A 20,342-nucleotide genomic window follows, 5' to 3' on the forward strand; every position below is an offset into this window, starting at 1 on the left:
CATGGCGTGCCGTCGGGGCGTTCGGAGTACGGCCCGCGCTTAGCGCTTGCTGTACTGCGGAGCCTTGCGGGCCTTCTTCAGACCGGCCTTCTTGCGCTCGACCGCACGGTCGTCGCGGCGCAGGAAGCCCGCCTTCTTCAGCGGACCGCGGTTGTTGTCGACGTCGGCCTCGTTCAGCGCACGGGCGACACCGAGACGGAGCGCACCGGCCTGACCGGAGACACCGCCACCGGCGATGCGGGCGATGACGTCGTAACGGCCTTCCAGCTCGAGCACCTTGAAGGGCTCGTTGACCTCCTGCTGGTGCACCTTGTTCGGGAAGTAGTCCTCAAGGGTGCGACCGTTGATCTTCCACTTGCCGGAGCCCGGGACGATCCGGACGCGGGCGATGGCGTTCTTGCGGCGGCCCAGGCCGGCGGCCGGCTGGGGCTCGCCGAAGCGGGAGGCCATGGACTCCGAGGTGTACTCGCCCTCGACGGGGACCTCGGACTCGGTGGTGTAGCTGTCGATGTCAAGCTCTTCGAGCGGCTGCTCGGCAGTGGTCTCGGCCACGATTCTCCTCAGATTCTCTTCAGTCTTAGGGGGTGGCCGGACTTACTGCGCGACCTGGGTGATCTCGAACGGAACCGGCTGCTGGGCAGCGTGGGGGTGGTTCTCGCCGCGGTAGACCTTCAGCTTGGAGAGCATCTGACGGCCCAGGGAGTTCTTGGGGAGCATGCCCTTGACGGCCTTCTCGATGGCCTTCTCGGGGTTCTTGTCCAGCAGCTCGTCGTAGCGGACGGAGCGCAGACCACCCGGGTAGCCGGAGTGGCGGTACGCCATCTTCTGGGTCCGCTTGTTGCCGGAGAGGTGCACCTTGTCGGCGTTGATGATGATGACGAAGTCACCAGCGTCGACGTGCGGCGCGTAGATCGGCTTGTGCTTGCCCCGGAGGAGGGTGGCGGCAGTGGTGGCGAGTCGGCCCAGGACGACGTCCTGAGCGTCAATGACGTGCCACTGGCGCGTCACATCGCCGGGCTTGGGGCTGTACGTACGCACGGTTCGTAGCCTTCGCTTCGAGTGAATGGTCCTAGACAAGGTCACCGAAACGATCACGACAGCCCTGACCGCACAGCGGTGACGCAAACCGCGTGCTGGTCGCTGGTCATCGGCCCGGTGGACCGGTGTAAGGGCCCGTCCCGTGAGAATGAGCAAGCCAATACACAACGAAGAAGCAGGATACCCGGGGCGTGTCCACACGGTCAAAACGGGTGGACGACGGCCGGGGAGCCCGCTCCGCGCCCCATTTTACGGCCCACTTTCCGAGCGTGTTCGCGGCCACACTCAAAGCCCCGCACGCTCGCCCCGCACGGTCACGGCCGCCACACAGAACGTGAGGGCCCGCCGCGCCCTGTGGCGCGCCCGCGCCGAGCAGCAACGCGGCACGACCAGCAGCAGAAGGTCGTACGACGGACCCGCCATCCGGGTCCCCGAGAGCACCACGCCCACCGCGATCTCGACGAGCACCCCCCACAGGCCGCCCGCGACCCTTCGTACCAACCACCCACAGATGCCGTATTTGCCCGTGCTCATGGAGCGAACGCTAGGGGTTCCAGGGCTCGTTGAGACGGACCAGCACACCCCTCGGCCCGTCTAAACTGCGCCCCATGAGCTATGGGCAGGGGGGACCCCAGTCCCAGTGGGATCCCTGGAAACCACATTCGCAGCAGCCGTGGAACAGCGGCAGCAGCGACCAGACGCCGGACTGGGCCGCGCTCGCCGAGGCCTCCGAGGCGCGCAACAAGCGGCGCCGGCTGCTGTTCATCGGCGGCGGCGCGCTGGCGACCGTCGCGATCGGCACCGCCGTCGCGGTGGCCGTCGTCTCCGCGGACGGCAACAGCCAGGCGTCGAACAACCCGACCTCCCAGCTGCCCGCGACCGCCGACATCCCCAGCGAGTCCAGCGCCCCGGCCCCGTCCTTCGCGCCGACCAGCGCCCCGCCGCCGCTGGACCCGAAGGACTTCGTCGCCAGCAAGACCAAGGACACCGCCCCGCTCAGCGTGACCGGCCTCTTCCCCGGCACCCAGCTGACCATGGGCGAGACGGTCTACAAGAAGGGCCCGACGGCCGACACCAAGAGCTGCGCCACGGCCGCCGCGGGCACCCTCCCCAAGGTCCTCACCGCCAACGACTGCACCCGTATGCTGCGCGTCACCTACACCAAGGACGGCATCGCGGTGACGGTCGGCGTGGCCGTCTTCGACACCGAGGCGCAGGCCGCCAAGGCCAAGAAGCAGGCCGACAGCAAGAGCATCGTGGAGTCCCTGTCCGGCGGCGGCGTCAAGGCCTTCTGCAACGCCGCCGTCTGCCGCTCCACTACCAACTCCTACGGCCGCTACGCCTACTTCACCATCGCCGGCTTCACCAACGGCAACGACGTGACCCCCAAGGACACGGCGGTCTTCTCCACCGGCGACGACCTGGCCGAGTTCACCTTCCGCCAGATCCGCAGGCGCGGCGAGGCACAGGCGTCGGCGGCGGCGAACGAGTAGGACGCCGGTCAGCAGCACCCCGCCGTACCCGGCAGCGTCCGCTTGTTGCGCGCCTCCTTGTTGCGCGCGGCCAGCCGGTCGTCCGCCGGGTAGCCGACCTCCTCCAGCGTCAGCCCGTGCGGCCGTACGACGTGCACCGCGGAATCCCGTACGCCGGCGGCGAGCACCTTCCCCGGCCAGTCCGGCGGGCGGTGCCCGTCGCCCACGAACAGCAGCGCGCCGATCAGCGAGCGCACCATGTTGTGGCAGAAGGCGTCGGCCCGCACGGTCGCGGTGATGATCCCGTCCTCGCCCCGCACGAGGCTCAGCTCCTGCAACGTCCGGATGGTCGTGGCCCCCTCCCGCTTCTTGCAGTAGGCGGCGAAGTCGTGCTCCCCCAGCAGCCTCTGAGCCGCCTCGTTCATCGCGTCGACGTCGAGCGGCCAGTCGTGCCAGAGAACGTGGCCCCGCAGCAGCGGGTCCACGCCGCCCGGGTTGTCGGTGACGCGGTAGGCGTAACGGCGCCAGATCGCCGAGAAACGGGCGTTGAAACCGGCCGGGGCCTCGCGCAGGGCCCACACCCGCACATCCTTGGGCAGCCGCCCGGCGAGCCGCTTGAGCAGCTTCCCGTTCTGCTCCGCCCACACCTCCCGGGGCAGATCGACGTGCGCCACCTGGCCCCGCGCATGCACGCCGGCGTCCGTCCGCCCGGCCACGGTCAGCTCGTACGTCGTGTGCCGCGACCGCGTCACGGTCGCCAGGGCGTCCTCGATCTCACCCTGCACGGTCCGCTTCCCACCGGCCTGCTTGGCCCACCCATGGAACGCGCTGCCGTCATAGGACAGGTCGAGCCGGACACGAACGAAACCGGGCGCTGCTACATCACTCACGTACAGATCCTCTCAGCAACACAAGAGCGGGCCCGCTCCTCGAAAGGAACGGGCCCGCAACGCCCTCAAGGGGCGCGGGGAACTGCGCGACAAGCCACGACGAAAGCCGCACCCGCCATCGAAACAGCCCCCGGCAGAACGCTTACGCGTCCTTCGACTCCTCGGCGGCATCCTCGGCCTTGGTCACATCGACCTTGTCCTCAGCAGCCTCAGTAGCCTCCGCAGCCTCGGCCTCCTTGACCGCACGCTTCGTCGCAGCCTCGGCCTCACCCGTGGCCTGCTGAGCAACCGTCAGCGCCTCGACCAGCTCGATGACGGCCATGGGCGCGTTGTCGCCACGGCGGTTACCGATCTTGGTGATACGGGTGTAGCCACCCGGACGGTTCTCGTAGCGCGGGCCGATCTCGGTGAAGAGCGTGTGGACGACGCCCTTGTCCGTGATGACCTGGAGCACCTGACGGCGGTTGTGAAGGTCACCCTTCTTCGCCTTGGTGATCAGACGCTCGGCGTACGGGCGCAGGCGGCGGGCCTTCGCCTCGGTGGTGGTGATACGGCCGTGCTCGAACAGCGACTTCGCGAGGTTCGCGAGCATCAGCTTCTCGTGCGCGGCACTGCCGCCCAGACGGGCACCCTTGGTGGGCTTCGGCATTGTTCTTCTCCTGTGTGTCTGCCCCGGCCGTATCAGGTACCGGGGTCAGGAACCCGATGAGCGGATGCTCACCGGCAACGACCGATCAAGTACTGATCAGTACTGCTCGGTCTCCACGAAACCCGCGTCCGCGTCGTCGTCCGCACCGAAGGCGTCGGCGGCGGCGGTCGGGTCGAATCCGGGCGGGCTGTCCTTCAGGGCCAGGCCCATGCCGGCCAGCTTCGCCTTGACCTCGTCGATCGACTTCGCACCGAAGTTACGAATGTCGAGCAGGTCGGCCTCGCTGCGCGCGACCAGCTCACCCACGGAGTGGATGCCCTCACGCTTGAGGCAGTTGTACGACCGAACGGTGAGCTCCAGCTCCTCGATCGGCAGCGCCAGGTCAGCGGCAAGAGCGGCGTCCGTGGGGGACGGGCCCATGTCGATGCCCTCGGCGTCGATGTTCAGCTCGCGGGCGAGACCGAACAGCTCGACCAGCGTCTTACCGGCGGAGGCCATGGCGTCACGCGGACGCATCGCCTGCTTGGTCTCGACGTCGACGATCAGCTTGTCGAAGTCGGTGCGCTGCTCGACACGCGTGGCCTCGACCTTGTACGTGACCTTCAGCACCGGCGAGTAGATGGAGTCGACCGGGATACGGCCGATCTCCTGGCCCACCTGCTTGTTCTGCACGGCGGAGACGTAACCGCGGCCACGCTCGACCGTCAGCTCCATCTCCAGCTTGCCCTTGCCGTTGAGCGTGGCGAGGACGAGGTCGGGGTTGTGCACCTCGACACCGGCCGGGGGCGCGATGTCGGCGGCGGTGACCAGACCCGGACCCTGCTTGCGCAGGTACATCACGACCGGCTCGTCGTGCTCCGAGGAGACGACCAGCTGCTTGATGTTGAGGATCAGGTCGGTGACGTCCTCCTTGACGCCCGGCACGGTGGTGAACTCGTGCAGGACACCGTCGATGCGGATGCTGGTGACAGCAGCGCCGGGGATCGACGACAGGAGCGTACGGCGGAGGGAGTTGCCGAGGGTGTAGCCGAAGCCCGGCTCCAGCGGCTCGATCACGAACCGGGAGCGGAACTCGTCGACGACCTCTTCGGTCAACGAGGGACGCTGAGCGATCAGCATGTGTGGATCAGATCCTTCTGTCGTGGACGCCCGCTATTTGACGCCCGACGGAACCGTCCCCGGCAAAAGGGACGGGTACTGCAAGGGTACGGGCGATACGGCCCCGAAGAGCCGTACCGCCCGAAACCACAGACCGGACGAAGCGCCCGTACGTCAGACGCGACGGCGCTTCGGCGGACGGCAGCCGTTGTGCGGGGTCGGGGTGACGTCCTGGATGGAGCCGACCTCGAGACCGGTCGCCTGGAGCGAACGGATCGCGGTCTCACGACCCGAACCCGGACCCTTCACGAACACGTCGACCTTGCGCATGCCGTGCTCCTGAGCGCGGCGGGCAGCCGACTCGGCGGCCATCTGCGCGGCGAACGGCGTGGACTTCCGGGAGCCCTTGAAGCCGACGTGGCCGGCGGAGGCCCAGGAGATCACGTTGCCGGACGGGTCCGTGATGGAAACGATCGTGTTGTTGAACGTGCTCTTGATGTGCGCGTGGCCGTGAGCGACGTTCTTCTTTTCCTTGCGGCGCACCTTCTTGGCAGCGCCCTGACGTCCCTTGGGGGGCATCTCTTAACTCCTACGGGAGGTGGTCGGTCCTACAGCGAAGACCGTGGACGGTGGTCCGCTGCGGACTACTTCTTGCCCGGCTTCTTCTTGCCGGCGATGGCGCGACGCGGGCCCTTGCGGGTGCGGGCGTTGGTGCTGGTGCGCTGACCGCGGACGGGCAGGCCACGGCGGTGCCGCAGACCCTGGTAGCAGCCGATCTCGACCTTGCGGCGGATGTCGGCCTGGATCTCGCGACGGAGGTCACCCTCGGTCTTGATGTTGTTGTCGACGTACTCGCGGATCGCGACGAGCTGCTCCTCGGAGAGGTCGCGGACGCGGGTGTTCGGGTCGACGCCGGTGGCGGCCAGCGTCTGCTGCGAAAGGGTCCGGCCGATGCCGAACACGTAGGTGAGGGCGACCTCCACGCGCTTTTCGCGCGGGATGTCGACACCGGAAACGCGTGCCATTCAATGGCTCCTGGTGATCTTCGGAGGTCTTCCACAGGACCGGTTCCCAGCCGCCGTATCAGGTACGGACTGGGTCCCCGGCCTCCGACCGGGGGTATCAAGCCGTCGCGCGGCTCGGGCCCTGCGTATGAACATATTCAGCTCGCGTCGCGCGAATCTCTGCGAAAGCGGTGCAGAGGGGTAGGTCGTGCGGTCAGCCCTGGCGCTGCTTGTGGCGCGGGTTCTCGCAGATGACCATGACCCGGCCGTGACGGCGGATCACCCTGCACTTGTCGCAGATCTTCTTGACGCTCGGCTTGACCTTCATGGGGTGAGGTTCTCCGGGTCAGTGCCATCGCCTCGGGGAGCCCGGGGCGCGGGCAAGATCTACTTGTAGCGGTAGACGATCCGGCCACGCGTCAGGTCGTACGGAGACAGCTCCACCACGACCCGGTCGTCAGGGAGGATGCGGATGTAGTGCATACGCATCTTGCCGCTGATGTGTGCCAGGACCTGGTGGCCGTTCTGGAGCTCGACCTTGAACATGGCGTTCGGCAGAGACTCGACGACAGTGCCCTCGATCTCGATGGCACCTTGCTTCTTGGCCACGCTTTGCCCTTCGGAATCGACTACCTTGATCGACTCACTGTGAGCGCATGCAGACATGCGGGTACACAAGAGCCGACGAGTCAGTCTACGTCAGCGCACCCGGAAACACGAATCGAGCCAGTCTGCCCCTCACAGAAGATCATCATGCGAGGGGATCGGGGGCCGCCGTGACCCCGTACTCCGCCAGCTTCGCCCTGCCCCCGTCCGGGGCCGTCAGGACCAGCGGGCCCTGCTCGGTCAGGGCGACCGAGTGTTCCCAGTGCGAGGACCAGGTGCCGTCGGTCGTGACGACCGTCCAGTCGTCCTCCAGGACCTCCGTCTTCGGGGTGCCCAGGGAGACCATCGGCTCGATGGCGAGGCAGAAGCCGGGGACCAGCTTCGGGCCCTTGCCCCGGCGCCGGTCGACGTAGTTCAGCAGGTGCGGGTCCATGTGCATCTCGCTGCCGATGCCATGACCGCCGTAGTCCTCGATGATCCCGTACCGCCCGCCGCCGGGCTTCGGCTGGCGGCGGATGTACGTCTCGATGGCCCGGGAGATGTCGACGAGCCGGTTGCCCTGCTTCATGGCCGCGATACCGGCCCACATCGACTCCTCGGTCACCCGAGACAGCTCGACCAGCTCCGGAGCGTGACCGGACCCCACGAACGCCGTGTAGGCGGCGTCACCGTGCCACCCGTCGACGATCGCGCCGGCGTCGATGGAGATGATGTCCCCGTCCTTGAGCACGACGTCGTCGGACGGGATGCCATGGACGACGACCTCGTTCGCCGAGGTGCAGATGGTCGCGGGGAAGCCGCCGTACCCCAGGAAGTTCGACTTCGCTCCGTGCTCCGCGAGCACCTTGCGCGCGACCTCGTCCAGATCCTTCGTGCTGGCCCCGGGCACCGCGGCCGCACGCGTGGCCGCGTGAATGGCGGCGACGACCAGCCCGGCCTCACGCATCTTGGCGATCTGCTCGGGACTCTTGATCTGCACCATGAAGACGACGGCCTTTCTTGGACCGGGGAGGGACGGACTGCTTCCACGATACGGGGCTGCCGCACCGGCCCACCCCACGCAGCGGCCGCGGCCCCTTCACAAGGGACCGCGGCCGCCACCACGTACTGACACGACTACTGAGCGTCGTCCTCGCGCTTGAGTGCCCCCAGCGCACGCCCCGTGACCTCTTCGACCGCACCCGTCGCCGAGATGGTCACGACCAGCCCCTGCGCCTTGTAGTAGTCGATGATCGGCTCGGTCTGCGTGTGATAGACCTCCAGCCGCTTGCGCACGGTCTCCTCGGAGTCGTCGTCCCGCTGGTACAGCTCACCGCCGCAGACGTCGCAGACGCCCTCCTTCTTCGGCGCGCTGTACGTCACGTGGAACACGTGCGCGGAGTCCTTGCGGCAGATCCGCCGCCCGGCGATCCGCTTGACGACCTCGTCCTCGGGGGCCTCCAGGTCCAGCACCGCGTCCAGCTTGATGCCCTCGGACTGGAGCAGCTCGTCCAGCGCCTCGGCCTGCGAGACATTGCGCGGGAAGCCGTCCAGCAGGAAGCCGTTCTCGGCGTCCGGCTGCTCCATGCGGTCCTTCGCCATGGCGATGGTGACCTCGTCCGGTACCAGGTTGCCGGCGTCCATATACGACTTCGCCAGCTTGCCGAGCTCCGTCTGCCGACTGATGTTGGCGCGGAACAGGTCGCCCGTGGAGATGTGCGGGATCGACAGCTTCTCGGCAAGGCGCGTGGCCTGCGTACCCTTACCGGCACCCGGCGGCCCGACGAGGACGATTCGCATCAGCGGAGGAACCCTTCGTAATTGCGCTGCTGGAGCTGGCTCTCAATCTGCTTCACCGTCTCGAGACCGACACCCACGATGATCAGGATGCTGGTACCGCCGAACGGGAAGTTCTGGTTTGCCCCGAAACCAACCAACGCCATTGTCGGAACGAGAGCGATCAGACCCAGATACAGCGAACCCGGCCAGGTGATCCGGTTGAGTACGTAGCTCAGATACTCAGCGGTCGGTCGGCCAGCCCGGATGCCCGGGATGAAGCCACCATACTTCTTCATGTTGTCGGCGACTTCCTCGGGGTTGAAGGAGATCGCCACGTAGAAGAACGCGAAGAAAACAATGAGCAAGAAGTACAGACTGATGTAAATCGGGTGATCGCCCTGGACGAGGTGAGCCTCGATCCAGGTCTTCCAGCCCGAGGTGCCGCTGGAGAACTGCGCGATCAGCGCCGGGATGTAGAGCAGCGACGAGGCGAAGATGACGGGAATCACACCCGCCTGGTTCACCTTGAGCGGGATGTACGTGGACGTACCGCCGTAGGCCCGGCGGCCGATCATGCGCTTGGCGTACTGGACGGGGATCCGGCGCTGCGCCTGCTCGACGAAGACCACCAGGCCGACCATGAACAGGCCGACGAGGATGACCGTGCCGAACTCGATCCAGCCGTCGGCCAGGCTGCCCTGCTGCTTGATGGCCCACAGCGCGGCCGGGAAGGTGGCGGCGATCGAGATGAACATCAGGATCGACATGCCGTTGCCGATGCCGCGGTCGGTGATGAGCTCACCGAGCCACATCACGACGGCCGTACCGGCGGTCATCACGATGACCATGGTGACGGTGACGAAGATCGACTGGTCGGGGACGATCTGGTTGGCCACCGGGCAGCCGGAGAAGAGGGCGCCGCTGCGGGCGGTGGCGACGAGGCCGGTGCCCTGCAGGACGGCCAGCGCCACGGTCAGGTAGCGGGTGTACTGCGTGATCTTCGCCGTACCGGCCTGACCCTCCTTCTTGAGGGCTTCGAGGCGGGGGATCACCACCGTCAGCAGTTGCAGGATGATGCTCGCCGTGATGTACGGCATGATGCCGAGCGCGAAGATCGTGATCTGGAGCAGGGCCCCGCCGCTGAACATGTTGACCAGACCGAACAGACCCTGGTTGCCCTTGGCTACGTCGATACAGGTCTGGACGTTCTGGTAGTCGACGCCCGGAATCGGGATGTGCGTGCCGATCCGGTACACCACGATGATGCCGAGCGTGAAGAGCAGCTTCTTGCGCAGGTCGGGCGTCTTGAACGCCCGGGCGAACGCGGTGAGCACGGTGCCTCCTGCGACCCCCGCGCATCTGCGTCAAGGGTGACGGTCTTGAGGTTCCAATAGAACAACGACATGGGTAACGGTCAACTGCCGCTCAAAGTGCCCGAGGTGCGGCAGCTGTGAAAGTTGGCAGTGCAGGCCACCTTACCCGCGGGACTGCCCCCCTTGGAACGACCAACCGGGGATACCCCATTTGTGGGGCATCCCCGGTCGGGATCGCTCAAGTCATCGAGACGCCTGATGCGTTCAGACGAGCTCGGTGACGGTACCGCCGGCGGCGGTGATCTTCTCCTTGGCGGAGCCGGAGACGGCGTCGACCGTCACCTGCAGCGCCACGGAGATCTCGCCCTGGCCGAGGACCTTGACGAGGCTGTTCTTGCGAACAGCACCCTTGGCGACGAGACCCTCGACGGTGACCTCGCCACCCTCCGGGTACAGCGCGGCCAGCTTGTCGAGGTTCACGACCTGGTACTCGGTCTTGAACGGGTTCTTGAAGCCCTTCAGCTTCGGGAGACGCATGTGGAGCGGCATCTGGCCACCCTCGAAGCGCTCCGGAACCTGGTAGCGGGCCTTGGTGCCCTTGGTACCACGACCGGCCGTCTTACCCTTCGACGCCTCACCACGACCGACACGGGTCTTGGCGGTCTTGGCGCCGGGGGCCGGACGGAGGTTGTGGATCTTCAGCGGGTTCTGCTCCGCCATGATCAGTCGACCTCCTCGACCGTCACGAGGTGGCGGACGGTGTGCACCATGCCGCGGAACTCGGGGCGGTCCTCCTTGACGACCACGGTGTTGATCCCCTTGAGACCAAGCGACCGCAGGGTGTCACGGTGGTTCTGCTTGCTGCCGATGTAGGACTTGACCTGCGTGATCTTGAGCTGCGCCATGATTACGCACCCGCCCCGGCACGCGCACGCAGCAGAGCCGCGGGGGCGACGTCCTCCAGCGGCAGACCGCGGCGGGCCGCGATCTCCTCGGGACGCTGCAGACCCTTCAGGGCCTCCACGGTCGCGTGCACGATGTTGATCGCGTTGTCGGAGCCGAGCGACTTCGACAGCACGTCGTGGATACCGGCGCACTCGAGCACGGCACGCACCGGACCACCGGCGATCACACCGGTACCCGGGGACGCGGGCTTGAGCAGCACGACGCCGGCAGCCTTCTCACCCTGGATGGGGTGCGGGATGGTGCCCTGGATCCGGGGGACCTTGAAGAAGTGCTTCTTGGCCTCCTCAACGCCCTTGGCGATGGCGGCCGGCACCTCCTTGGCCTTGCCGTATCCGACACCCACGGTGCCGTCACCGTCGCCCACCACGACCAGCGCGGTGAAGCTGAAGCGACGACCACCCTTCACAACCTTGGCGACGCGGTTGATCGCGACGACACGCTCGACGTATGCGGTCTTCTCGGCGGCGGCGCCACCGTCCCGACCATCACGCTTCCGGTCCCGCCGCTCGCCGCCACCGGCACCGCCACCGCGGCGCTGGGGTCCAGCCATTGGATTTACCTCTCTCTTTTCCGCTAGCTACGGAACCGACTCAGAACTTGAGTCCGGCCTCGCGGGCGGCGTCCGCCAGGGCGGCGATGCGCCCGGCGTACTGGTTGCCACCACGGTCGAATACGACGGCCTCGACACCGGCGGCCTTGGCACGCTCGGCGACCAGGGCGCCGACCTGCTTGGCCTGCGCGGACTTGTCGCCCTCGGCACCGCGGATCGACGTGTCCAGGGTGGACGCCGACGCAAGGGTGTGACCCTTGAGGTCGTCGATCACCTGGGCCACGATGTGGCGGTTGGAGCGGGTCACGACCAGACGGGGACGCTCCGCCGTACCGTTGATCCGCTTGCGGATCCGGATGTGACGGCGCTTGATCGCGGCGCGCTTGTAGGCGTCGCCCTTCAGGATCTTCTGCCCGTATGCCATGGCTTACTTACCCGCCTTTCCGACCTTGCGGCGGATGACTTCGCCCTCGTACTTGACGCCCTTGGCCTTGTACGGGTCCGGCTTGCGCAGCTTGCGGATGTTGGCCGCAACCTCGCCGACCTTCTGCTTGTCGATGCCCTCGACCGAGAAACGGGTCGGGGTCTCCACCTTGAAGGTGATGCCCTCGGGGGCCTCGACCGTGATCGGGTGGCTGTAGCCGAGCGCGAACTCCAGGTTCGAGCCCTTGGCCTGCACGCGGTAACCGACACCGCTGATCTCGAGCTTCTTCACGTAACCCTGGGTCACGCCGGTGATCATGTTCGCCACCAGCGTGCGGGACAGGCCGTGCAGGGCCTTGTTCTGACGCTCGTCGTTGGGGCGGGTGACGTTCAGGACGCCGTCCTCACCCTTGACGATCTCGATCGGCGCGGCGACGGTGTGGGTCAGCTCGCCCTTGGGGCCCTTGACCGAGACCGTGCGGCCGTCGATGGTGACGTCCACGCCGGCGGGAACCGCGATGGGGAGCTTGCCGATGCGCGACATAGCTGTTTCCTCCGTTCCCTTCCGTTACCAGACGTAGGCGAGAACTTCTCCGCCTACGCCCTTCTTGCCGGCCTGCTTGTCGGTGAGGAGCCCGTGCGACGTGGAGATGATCGCCACGCCCAGGCCGCCGAGCACCTTCGGCAGGTTGGTGGACTTCGCGTACACCCGGAGACCGGGCTTGGAGATCCGCTTGATGCCCGCGATGGAGCGCTCACGGTTGGGGCCGAACTTCAGCTCCAGGACGAGGTTCTTGCCGACCTCGGCGTCCTCGACGCGCCAGCCCGTGATGAAGCCCTCCTGCTGGAGGATCTCCGCGATGTGCGACTTGATCTTCGAGTGCGGCATCGCCACGGTGTCGTGGTACGCCGAGTTCGCGTTCCGCAGACGCGTAAGCATGTCTGCGATCGGATCAGTCATGGTCATGAATTGGCCTTCGGCCTCTCTCGCCGGGGTTTCCTGGTGCGCCATCCCTCTCCCCGATCCGAGACGGGACGGGTGCGGCGCGGTGGACCTACGGCGTAGTAAGTCGTATGGGCGTCAGGCGCCCAACCCTCCAAGCCTAAGCCATGGAGAGGTGGGCACCTGACACTGCCCTTTACTTACCGAGAGCTTCCGGAATCCCTGATGTGGGGGATTACCAGGAGCTCTTGGTCACGCCCGGCAGCTCGCCACGGTGAGCCATCTCACGAAGGCACACGCGGCACAGGCCGAACTTGCGGTACACGGAGTGCGGACGGCCGCAGCGCTGGCAGCGGGTGTACGCGCGCACACCGAACTTGGGCTTGCGAGCAGCCTTAGCGATCAGAGCCTTCTTCGCCATCTCGCTCACGCCTCCTTGAAGGGGAAGCCGAGGTGACGAAGGAGCGCGCGGCCCTCAGCGTCGTTGGTCGCCGTGGTGACCACGGTGATGTCCATACCCCGGACGCGGTCGATCTTGTCCTGGTCGATCTCGTGGAACATGACCTGCTCCGTGAGACCGAAGGTGTAGTTGCCACGGCCGTCGAACTGCTTGGGGGACAGGCCGCGGAAGTCGCGGATGCGCGGCAGCGCGAGCGACAGGGTGCGGTCCAGGAACTCCCACATGCGGTCGCCACGGAGCGTGACGTGGGCACCGATCGGCTGGCCCTCACGCAGCTTGAACTGCGCGATGGACTTGCGGGCCTTGGTGACGGCCGGCTTCTGACCGGTGATCGTGGTGAGGTCGCGGATGGCGCCCTCGATCAGCTTGGAGTCGCGGGCGGCGTCGCCCACACCCATGTTGACCACGATCTTGACGAGGCCCGGAACCTGCATGACGTTCTCGTACTTGAACTCGTCACGCAGCTTGCCGACGATCTCCTCGCGGTACTTCGTCTTCAGGCGCGGAGTGGTGGTGGTCGTCATCAGATGTCCTCACCCGTCCGCTTGGCAACGCGGATCTTGTTGCCCTCTTCGTCGAAGCGGTAGCCGACGCGGGTCACGACCTTCTTGCCGTCCTTCTCAACGACCAGCTGGACGTTGGAGACGTGGATCGGCGCCTCGGTCGTGATGATGCCACCGGCCTGCGAACCGCGGGCCGTGGGACCGGCCTTGGTGTGCTTCTTGACCCGGTTGACACCCTCGACCAGGACGCGCTCCTCGCGCGGGAAAGCGGCAATGACCTTGCCCTGCTTGCCCTTGTCCTTGCCGGTGATGACCTGGACCAGGTCGCCCTTCTTGATCTTCATGCTTACAGCACCTCCGGCGCGAGCGAGATGATCTTCATGAACTTCTTCTCGCGCAGCTCACGGCCCACGGGGCCGAAGATACGGGTGCCGCGAGGGTCGCCGTCGTTCTTCAGAATGACGGCGGCGTTCTCGTCGAAGCGGATGTACGAGCCGTCCGGACGGCGGCGCTCCTTGACGGTGCGAACGATGACCGCCTTGACGACGTCACCCTTCTTCACGTTGCCACCGGGGATCGCGTCCTTGACGGTGGCGACGATGACGTCACCGATACCCGCGTAGCGGCGACCGGAGCCACCGAGCACACGGATGCAAAGGATCTCCTTCGCACCAGTGTTGTCGGCGACACGCAGTCGCGACTCCTGCTGGATCACGTCTATCTCCTGGTTGTCTGCCGGTTCCCGGGGCGGGCTGTGACACTTGCACACCCGCCCCGAGCCTGGCGGAACGATGCCTAGGGGGTCCCCCTAGGAGGGATTACTTGGCCTTCTCGAGGATCTCGACGACGCGCCAGCGCTTGGTCGCGGACAGCGGCCGGGTCTCCATCAGGAGGACGCGGTCGCCGACACCCGCGGCGTTCTGCTCGTCGTGCGCCTTGAGCTTGTTCGTACGGCGGATGACCTTGCCGTACAGCGCGTGCTTGACGCGGTCCTCGACGGCGACGACGACGGTCTTGTCCATCTTGTCGCTGACGACGTAACCCTCACGGGTCTTGCGGAAGCCGCGCGCTTCAGTCTTCTGGTCAGTCACGTTGTTCTCGCTCATCAGGCGTTCTCCACCGTCTCAATGCCGAGCTCACGCTCACGCATGAGGGTGTAGATCCGGGCGATGTCCTTGCGGACCGCCTTCAGACGGCCGTGGTTCTCGAGCTGGCCCGTCGCCGCCTGGAAGCGGAGGTTGAACAGCTCTTCCTTGGCCTCGCGAAGCTTCGCCAGAAGCTCCTCGTTGCCCAGCTCGCGCAGCTCGGACGCCTTGGTACCGGCCGACATCACGCTTCACCTGCCTCGCGCTTGACGATCCGGCACTTCATCGGCAGCTTGTGGGCCGCACGGGTCAGCGCCTCACGGGCGATCTTCTCGTTGGGGTACGACAGCTCGAACATCACGCGTCCGGGCTTGACGTTGGCCACCCACCACTCCGGCGAACCCTTACCGGAACCCATGCGGGTCTCGGCGGGCTTCTTGGTCAGCGGGCGGTCCGGGTAGATGTTGATCCAGACCTTGCCGCCACGCTTGATGTGACGGGTCATGGCGATACGAGCCGCCTCGATCTGGCGGTTCGTGACGTACGCCGGGGTCAGCGCCTGGATGCCGTACTCGCCGAACGCAACCTGCGTTCCACCCTTGGACATGCCAGAGCGCTTCGGGTGGTGCTGCTTGCGGTGCTTGACCCTACGGGGGATCAGCATGTCGGTCAGGCCTCCGTTCCGGTGCTCTCAGCCGGAGCGGCAGCCGCGGGGGCCTCGGCCTTGGGGGCCTCGGCGCCGGCAGCCTGCTGCGGCTTGCGACCGCGCCGCTCGCCACCGCGGCCACCACGGGCCGGGCGGTCGGCGCCACCGCGGGCCGGGCGGTTACCCGCACGGGCGGCAGCGTTCTCGGCGCGGACCTCGGCGATGTTCTTGACGTCGCCCTTGTAGATCCAGACCTTCACACCGATGCGGCCGAAGGTCGTCTTGGCCTCGAAGAAGCCGTAGTCCACGTTCGCGCGGAGCGTGTGCAGGGGCACGCGGCCCTCGCGGTAGAACTCCGAGCGGGACATCTCGGCGCCGCCGAGACGGCCACCGCACTGGATCTTGATGCCCTTGGCGCCCGCCTTCATCGCCGACTGCATGCTCTTGCGCATGGCACGGCGGAAGGAGACGCGGGAGGACAGCTGCTCGGCGACGGCCTGGGCCACCAGCTGAGCGTCCGTCTCCGGGTTCTTGACCTCGAGGATGTTCAGCTGGACCTGCTTGCCGGTCAGCTTCTCCAGGTCACCGCGGATGCGGTCGGCCTCGGCGCCGCGGCGGCCGATGACGATGCCCGGGCGAGCGGTGTGGATGTCCACGCGGACACGGTCACGGGTGCGCTCGATCTCCACCTTGGAGATACCGGCGCGCTCCATGCCGGACGTCATCATCCGACGGATGGCGACGTCTTCCTTGACGTAGTCCTTGTACAGCTTGTCGGCGTACCAACGCGACTTGAAGTCGGTGGTGACACCGAGCCGGAACCCGTGCGGGTTTACCTTCTGGCCCATTACCGGGTTCCTTCCTTGCTGCTGACGACCACGGTGATGTGGCTGGTCCGCTTGCGGATCCGGTAGGCACGGCCCTGGGCGCGCGGACGGAACCGCTTCAGGGTCGGGCCCTCGTCGACGTAGGCCTCGGAGATCACGAGGCTGTCGACGTCGGTGTGGTCGTAGTTGTGCGCGGCGTTGGCGATGGCGCTGTCGAGCACCTTGCCAACCGGAACCGAGGCAGCCTGCGGAGCGAATCGCAGGACGGCCTGGGCCTCCGTGGCGTTCATGCCACGGATGAGGTCCACCACGCGGCGGGCCTTCATGGGCGTGACGCGGATGTACCGCGCCTGGGCCCTGGCTTCCATGGTTGTCCCTTCAGTTACTTACTGTCTGTTGCGATCCGCGCCTAGCGGCGCTTCGACTTCCGGTCTTCCTTGACGTGGCCCCGGAAGGTGCGCGTCGGCGAGAACTCGCCGAGCTTGTGGCCGACCATCGACTCGGTGACGAACACCGGGATGTGGGTCTTGCCGTTGTGCACCGCGAGCGTGTGGCCGAGCATGGCCGGCACGATCATCGAGCGACGGGACCAGGTCTTGATGACGTTCTTGGTACCGGCTTCGTTCTGGGCGTCCACCTTCTTCATCAGGTGGTCGTCGACGAAGGGCCCCTTCTTCAAGCTACGAGGCATCTCAACCCGTCCTTAGCGCTTCTTGTTCGTCTTGCGGCGGCGGACGATGTACTTGTTCGACGCCTTCTTGGGCGAACGAGTACGGCCTTCCTTCTTGCCCCACGGGGAAACCGGGTGGCGGCCACCGGAGGTACGGCCCTCACCACCACCGTGCGGGTGGTCGACCGGGTTCATGACCACACCACGCACGGTCGGGCGAACGCCCAGCCAGCGCTTGCGGCCCGCCTTACCCCAGTTGATGTTCGACTGCTCGGCGTTGCCGACCTCGCCGACGGTGGCGCGGCAGCGCACGTCGACCAGGCGGATCTCTCCGGACGGCATGCGCAGGTGGGCCATCGAGCCCTCCTTCGCGAGCAGCTGCACGGAGGCACCGGCGGAGCGGGCGAACTTGGCACCGCCACCGGGACGGAGCTCGATCGCGTGGATCGTGGTACCGACCGGGATGTTGCGGAGGGCCAGGTTGTTGCCCGGCTTGATGTCGGCCCCGGGACCGTTCTCGATGCGGTCGCCCTGCTGCAGGCCGCGCGGCGCGAGGATGTAGCGCTTCTCGCCGTCGGCGTAGTGCAGCAGCGCGATACGCGCCGTGCGGTTGGGGTCGTACTCGATGTGCGCGACCTTCGCCGGCACGCCGTCCTTGTCGTGACGACGGAAGTCGATCACGCGGTAGGCGCGCTTGTGTCCGCCACCCTGGTGGCGAACGGTCACACGACCGGAATTGTTACGGCCGCCCTTGCTGTGCAGGGGACGGACCAGCGACTTCTCCGGCGTGGACCGCGTGACCTCGACGAAGTCGGCGACGCTGGCGCCACGACGGCCAGGAGTCGTCGGCTTGTACTTGCGGATACCCATTTCTCAGTCCTCGTCCGATATCGAACGATCCGGACCTCCGGTCAGGAGGTCGGACCGCCGAAGATGTCGATACGGTCGCCCTCGGCGAGGGTCACGATCGCGCGCTTGGTGGCGGCACGCTGGCCGAAGCCGGTGCGGGTCCGCTTGCGCTTGCCGATGCGGTTGATCGTGTTGACCCCGGTGACCTTGACCTGGAAGACCGCCTGGACGGCCTCCTTGATCTGGGTCTTGTTGGCCCGCGGGTCGACGACGAACGTGTACTTGTTCTCGTCGAGCAGCGCGTAGCTCTTCTCGGAGACGACCGGCTTCAGCAGGACGTCACGGGGGTCCGTGTACGACTTGCTCAGCGGCGTCTCGACGGTGTTCTTGCCCTCGGCGGCGTGGCGACGCGCCTTGGCGACGCGAGCGGCCTTGGCGGCCTTGGCGGCCTTCGAGGCAATGGCGGGGTGACGGATAGCCATCAGGCCTCGCTCCCTTCGGTGTCTACAGCCTTCGGGCCGGACACGAAGGACTCGAAGGCGGCCTTGGTGAAGACCACGTCGTCCGAGACGAGAACGTCGTACGTGTTCAGCTGGCCCGGCTCCAGGATGTGGACCTGGGGCAGGTTGCGGGCGGACAGCCACGCGGCCTCGTCGGCGCGGTCGACGACCAGGAGCAGGTTCTTGCGCTCCGAGATCTTGCCGAACAGCGTCCTGGCGGCCTTCGTCGACGGGGTCTCCCCCTCGACGACGCCGGAGACGACGTGGATGCGGTTGTGGCGGGCCCGGTCGGTGAGGGCGTGGCGCAGGGCCGCGGCCTTCATCTTCTTCGGAGTCCGCTGCGAGTAGTCGCGCGGCTGCGGGCCGTGGACGACGCCACCGCCGGCGAACTGCGGCGCGCGGGTCGAACCCTGACGGGCGCGACCGGTGCCCTTCTGGCGGTACGGCTTCTTGCCACCGCCGCGGACCTCGCCACGGGTCTTGGTCTTGTGCGTGCCCTGACGGGCGGCGGCCAGCTGCGCGACGACGACCTGGTGGATCAGCGGGATGCTGACCTTCTCAACGTCGAAGATCTCCGCGGGGAGCTCGACGGAACCGGCCTTGTCGCCTGCCGGCGAAAGGATGTCAACAGTGCTCATCGGTTACCTCAGGCCCCCTTGGCCGCGGTGCGGACCAGGACGAGGCCGCCGTTCGGACCGGGAACCGCGCCCTTGATGAGCAGCAGACCCTTCTCCGCGTCAACGGCGTGGACGGTCAGGTTCTGGGTGGTGACCCGCTCGTTGCCCATGCGACCCGCCATGCGGAGGCCCTTGAACACACGGCCCGGGGTGGCGCAGCCACCGATGGAACCGGGAGAGCGGTGCTTGCGCTGGGTGCCGTGTCCGGCGCCGAGGCCACCGAAGTTGTGGCGCTTCATGACGCCGGCGAAGCCCTTGCCCTTGCTCTTGCCGGTCACGTCGACCTTGACGCCGGCCTCGAACACCTCAGCGGTGATCTCCTGGCCGAGCGTGTACTCGGAGGCGTCCGCGGTGCGGATCTCGACGAGGTGACGACGGGGGGTGACGTCGGCCTTGGCGAAGTGGCCCTTGAGGGGCTTGTTCACCTTGCGCGGGTCGATCTCGCCGAAGGCGATCTGGACGGACTCGTAGCCGTCGACGTCGTTCGTGCGGACCTGGGTGACGACGTTGGGCCCGGCCTTGACGACGGTGACCGGAACAACACGGTTGTTCTCGTCCCACACCTGCGTCATACCGAGCTTCTCGCCCAGGATGCCCTTGATCTGCTTAGCCATCTTCAGATCACGACCCCTCAGAGCTTGATCTCGATGTCGACACCGGCCGGAAGGTCGAGTCGCATCAGAGAGTCAACGGTCTTGGGCGTCGGGTCGAGGATGTCGATCAGGCGCTTGTGCGTGCGCATCTCGAAGTGCTCGCGCGAGTCCTTGTACTTGTGCGGCGACTTGATGACGCAGTACACGTTCTTCTCAGTGGGCAGCGGCACCGGGCCCGCGACCGACGCACCAGTGCGGGTCACCGTCTCGACGATCTTCTTCGCCGAGGAGTCGATGACCTCGTGGTCGTAGGCCTTGAGCCGGATGCGGATCTTCTGTCCCGCCATGGCTACTTCGTAGTCCTGTCTCTCTACAGCTCTGGAACCCGGCGTTCCAGCCTCTTCTCCGACCCACGCGGTCGGGCGTGTCGCACTCCCGCTGACACAGATGTCCCTTGTCCGAACATCCCTGCGGGATTGCACACGGCCCTACGAACCGTGAACCGGGGGCGAGAGGCCCACCGGGCGCCTGGCCGGTGCCGCGCCCACGCTTCCCGGAAGATTCCCGTACGTCCGCCCCTGATCAGGGACGACGAGTACTGTGGGACTCGCTTCCGGTCCTCCCGGCGGGAGGCGCGCAGCATCAACACTCGACCGAGCAACTCGGACAGTCTGCCATACGGGGCCGGGGCTCCGCCAATCGAGCCGGAGAGAATACCCCGAGGGTGACGCGGATCAAACACCAGCGACGACTACGCTCCCGCCATGGACGACATGTGCGTGCTGCCGAAGCGGGCGGTGCGGGACGCCGCCGACGTGGACC

35 protein-coding genes are annotated in these 20,342 nt (G+C 66.7%); 1 reads left to right on the forward strand and 34 read right to left on the reverse strand.

Features of this window, described 5'->3' with window-relative positions:
- Positions 1–39: 39 nt before the first annotated feature.
- The 3 genes from rpsI to HJD23_RS16060 form a co-directional block, all read right to left on the reverse strand.
- Positions 40–552, reverse strand: a complete 513-nt coding sequence (gene rpsI / locus HJD23_RS16050) for a 30S ribosomal protein S9 (protein WP_129799256.1) — start codon at positions 550–552, stop codon at positions 40–42.
- A gap of 42 nt (positions 553–594) precedes the next feature.
- On the reverse strand, positions 595–1,038 hold the full coding sequence (gene rplM / locus HJD23_RS16055) for a 50S ribosomal protein L13 (protein WP_171114355.1): 444 nt from the start codon (positions 1,036–1,038) through the stop codon (positions 595–597).
- Between the two features lie 285 nt (positions 1,039–1,323).
- Positions 1,324–1,572 (reverse strand): hypothetical protein, encoded by a 249-nt coding sequence (locus tag HJD23_RS16060; protein WP_171114354.1) that lies wholly within the window; start codon positions 1,570–1,572, stop codon positions 1,324–1,326.
- Positions 1,573–1,646: 74 nt separating this feature from the next.
- Here HJD23_RS16060 and HJD23_RS16065 point away from each other — a divergent pair, with 74 nt between their 5' ends.
- A complete protein-coding gene (locus HJD23_RS16065; RefSeq protein ID WP_171114353.1) occupies positions 1,647–2,531 on the forward strand; it encodes a hypothetical protein in 885 nt (294 codons plus the stop codon).
- An 8-nt stretch (positions 2,532–2,539) separates the two neighbouring features.
- Here the strand turns inward: HJD23_RS16065 and truA are convergent, their stop codons facing one another.
- The 31 genes from truA to rpsJ form a co-directional block, all read right to left on the reverse strand.
- Positions 2,540–3,400, reverse strand: coding sequence for a tRNA pseudouridine(38-40) synthase TruA (gene truA / locus HJD23_RS16070; protein ID WP_171114352.1), 861 nt, complete (start codon positions 3,398–3,400; stop codon positions 2,540–2,542).
- Between the two features lie 142 nt (positions 3,401–3,542).
- Entirely contained in the window at positions 3,543–4,049 is a 507-nt protein-coding gene (rplQ, locus tag HJD23_RS16075; RefSeq protein ID WP_141309634.1) for a 50S ribosomal protein L17, read from the reverse strand.
- A gap of 96 nt (positions 4,050–4,145) precedes the next feature.
- On the reverse strand, positions 4,146–5,168 hold the full coding sequence (locus HJD23_RS16080; protein WP_003966937.1) for a DNA-directed RNA polymerase subunit alpha: 1,023 nt from the start codon (positions 5,166–5,168) through the stop codon (positions 4,146–4,148).
- A 153-nt stretch (positions 5,169–5,321) separates the two neighbouring features.
- Positions 5,322–5,726: a 30S ribosomal protein S11 gene (gene rpsK / locus HJD23_RS16085; protein WP_003956432.1), complete on the reverse strand. Its 405-nt coding sequence runs from the start codon at positions 5,724–5,726 to the stop codon at positions 5,322–5,324.
- Between the two features lie 65 nt (positions 5,727–5,791).
- On the reverse strand, positions 5,792–6,172 hold the full coding sequence (gene rpsM, locus HJD23_RS16090) for a 30S ribosomal protein S13 (RefSeq protein ID WP_037858429.1): 381 nt from the start codon (positions 6,170–6,172) through the stop codon (positions 5,792–5,794).
- A gap of 193 nt (positions 6,173–6,365) precedes the next feature.
- Positions 6,366–6,479 carry a 50S ribosomal protein L36 gene (gene rpmJ, locus HJD23_RS16095; protein ID WP_003998809.1) on the reverse strand — a complete coding sequence of 38 codons (114 nt, stop codon included), beginning with the start codon at positions 6,477–6,479 and terminating at the stop codon, positions 6,366–6,368.
- 59 nt (positions 6,480–6,538) lie between these two features.
- Entirely contained in the window at positions 6,539–6,760 is a 222-nt protein-coding gene (gene infA / locus HJD23_RS16100; protein WP_003948620.1) for a translation initiation factor IF-1, read from the reverse strand.
- A 142-nt stretch (positions 6,761–6,902) separates the two neighbouring features.
- Entirely contained in the window at positions 6,903–7,739 is an 837-nt protein-coding gene (map, locus tag HJD23_RS16105) for a type I methionyl aminopeptidase (protein WP_171114351.1), read from the reverse strand.
- Between the two features lie 134 nt (positions 7,740–7,873).
- Complete coding sequence (locus HJD23_RS16110; protein ID WP_171114350.1) at positions 7,874–8,536, reverse strand: adenylate kinase; 663 nt, start codon at positions 8,534–8,536, stop codon at positions 7,874–7,876.
- Positions 8,536–9,849 (reverse strand): preprotein translocase subunit SecY, encoded by a 1,314-nt coding sequence (gene secY / locus HJD23_RS16115; protein ID WP_171114349.1) that lies wholly within the window; start codon positions 9,847–9,849, stop codon positions 8,536–8,538. Before secY ends, HJD23_RS16110 begins: the two co-directional genes overlap by 1 nt.
- Before the next feature lie 243 nt (positions 9,850–10,092).
- On the reverse strand, positions 10,093–10,548 hold the full coding sequence (gene rplO, locus HJD23_RS16120; protein WP_014674382.1) for a 50S ribosomal protein L15: 456 nt from the start codon (positions 10,546–10,548) through the stop codon (positions 10,093–10,095).
- 2 nt (positions 10,549–10,550) lie between these two features.
- Complete coding sequence (rpmD, locus tag HJD23_RS16125) at positions 10,551–10,733, reverse strand: 50S ribosomal protein L30 (RefSeq protein WP_003998814.1); 183 nt, start codon at positions 10,731–10,733, stop codon at positions 10,551–10,553.
- Positions 10,734–10,735: 2 nt separating this feature from the next.
- On the reverse strand, positions 10,736–11,344 hold the full coding sequence (gene rpsE, locus HJD23_RS16130; protein ID WP_171114348.1) for a 30S ribosomal protein S5: 609 nt from the start codon (positions 11,342–11,344) through the stop codon (positions 10,736–10,738).
- Positions 11,345–11,384: 40 nt separating this feature from the next.
- Complete coding sequence (gene rplR / locus HJD23_RS16135; RefSeq protein WP_095748088.1) at positions 11,385–11,768, reverse strand: 50S ribosomal protein L18; 384 nt, start codon at positions 11,766–11,768, stop codon at positions 11,385–11,387.
- A 3-nt stretch (positions 11,769–11,771) separates the two neighbouring features.
- Entirely contained in the window at positions 11,772–12,311 is a 540-nt protein-coding gene (gene rplF, locus HJD23_RS16140; protein ID WP_141309630.1) for a 50S ribosomal protein L6, read from the reverse strand.
- A gap of 24 nt (positions 12,312–12,335) precedes the next feature.
- Positions 12,336–12,734, reverse strand: a complete 399-nt coding sequence (gene rpsH / locus HJD23_RS16145) for a 30S ribosomal protein S8 (RefSeq protein WP_129799270.1) — start codon at positions 12,732–12,734, stop codon at positions 12,336–12,338.
- Between the two features lie 211 nt (positions 12,735–12,945).
- Positions 12,946–13,131, reverse strand: coding sequence for a type Z 30S ribosomal protein S14 (locus HJD23_RS16150; RefSeq protein ID WP_003956452.1), 186 nt, complete (start codon positions 13,129–13,131; stop codon positions 12,946–12,948).
- A gap of 5 nt (positions 13,132–13,136) precedes the next feature.
- Positions 13,137–13,694 carry a 50S ribosomal protein L5 gene (gene rplE / locus HJD23_RS16155; protein WP_141309629.1) on the reverse strand — a complete coding sequence of 186 codons (558 nt, stop codon included), beginning with the start codon at positions 13,692–13,694 and terminating at the stop codon, positions 13,137–13,139.
- Positions 13,694–14,017, reverse strand: a complete 324-nt coding sequence (rplX, locus tag HJD23_RS16160; protein WP_171114347.1) for a 50S ribosomal protein L24 — start codon at positions 14,015–14,017, stop codon at positions 13,694–13,696. Before rplX ends, rplE begins: the two co-directional genes overlap by 1 nt.
- A gap of 2 nt (positions 14,018–14,019) precedes the next feature.
- Positions 14,020–14,388: a 50S ribosomal protein L14 gene (gene rplN, locus HJD23_RS16165; RefSeq protein WP_003998823.1), complete on the reverse strand. Its 369-nt coding sequence runs from the start codon at positions 14,386–14,388 to the stop codon at positions 14,020–14,022.
- A 103-nt stretch (positions 14,389–14,491) separates the two neighbouring features.
- Positions 14,492–14,779: a 30S ribosomal protein S17 gene (rpsQ, locus tag HJD23_RS16170; protein WP_171114346.1), complete on the reverse strand. Its 288-nt coding sequence runs from the start codon at positions 14,777–14,779 to the stop codon at positions 14,492–14,494.
- Positions 14,779–15,003 carry a 50S ribosomal protein L29 gene (gene rpmC / locus HJD23_RS16175; RefSeq protein ID WP_007494763.1) on the reverse strand — a complete coding sequence of 75 codons (225 nt, stop codon included), beginning with the start codon at positions 15,001–15,003 and terminating at the stop codon, positions 14,779–14,781. Before rpmC ends, rpsQ begins: the two co-directional genes overlap by 1 nt.
- On the reverse strand, positions 15,003–15,422 hold the full coding sequence (gene rplP, locus HJD23_RS16180) for a 50S ribosomal protein L16 (protein WP_093613754.1): 420 nt from the start codon (positions 15,420–15,422) through the stop codon (positions 15,003–15,005). Before rplP ends, rpmC begins: the two co-directional genes overlap by 1 nt.
- 5 nt (positions 15,423–15,427) lie before the next feature.
- A complete protein-coding gene (gene rpsC / locus HJD23_RS16185) occupies positions 15,428–16,252 on the reverse strand; it encodes a 30S ribosomal protein S3 (RefSeq protein WP_010036723.1) in 825 nt (274 codons plus the stop codon).
- Entirely contained in the window at positions 16,252–16,599 is a 348-nt protein-coding gene (rplV, locus tag HJD23_RS16190) for a 50S ribosomal protein L22 (protein ID WP_171114345.1), read from the reverse strand. The genes rpsC and rplV overlap by 1 nt, the downstream gene beginning before the upstream one ends.
- 41 nt (positions 16,600–16,640) lie before the next feature.
- A complete protein-coding gene (gene rpsS / locus HJD23_RS16195; protein ID WP_030233885.1) occupies positions 16,641–16,922 on the reverse strand; it encodes a 30S ribosomal protein S19 in 282 nt (93 codons plus the stop codon).
- Between the two features lie 12 nt (positions 16,923–16,934).
- Positions 16,935–17,771, reverse strand: coding sequence for a 50S ribosomal protein L2 (gene rplB, locus HJD23_RS16200; RefSeq protein ID WP_171114344.1), 837 nt, complete (start codon positions 17,769–17,771; stop codon positions 16,935–16,937).
- 41 nt (positions 17,772–17,812) lie between these two features.
- Positions 17,813–18,232, reverse strand: coding sequence for a 50S ribosomal protein L23 (gene rplW / locus HJD23_RS16205; protein WP_171114343.1), 420 nt, complete (start codon positions 18,230–18,232; stop codon positions 17,813–17,815).
- Positions 18,232–18,888, reverse strand: a complete 657-nt coding sequence (gene rplD, locus HJD23_RS16210; RefSeq protein WP_171114342.1) for a 50S ribosomal protein L4 — start codon at positions 18,886–18,888, stop codon at positions 18,232–18,234. Before rplD ends, rplW begins: the two co-directional genes overlap by 1 nt.
- Positions 18,889–18,896: 8 nt before the next feature.
- Positions 18,897–19,541, reverse strand: coding sequence for a 50S ribosomal protein L3 (rplC, locus tag HJD23_RS16215; protein ID WP_103781446.1), 645 nt, complete (start codon positions 19,539–19,541; stop codon positions 18,897–18,899).
- 17 nt (positions 19,542–19,558) lie between these two features.
- On the reverse strand, positions 19,559–19,867 hold the full coding sequence (gene rpsJ / locus HJD23_RS16220; RefSeq protein ID WP_003948644.1) for a 30S ribosomal protein S10: 309 nt from the start codon (positions 19,865–19,867) through the stop codon (positions 19,559–19,561).
- Positions 19,868–20,342 lie beyond the last annotated feature (475 nt).

This window comes from Streptomyces sp. Z423-1 (assembly GCF_013009255.1).
GTDB lineage: Bacteria > Actinomycetota > Actinomycetes > Streptomycetales > Streptomycetaceae > Streptomyces > Streptomyces gossypiisoli.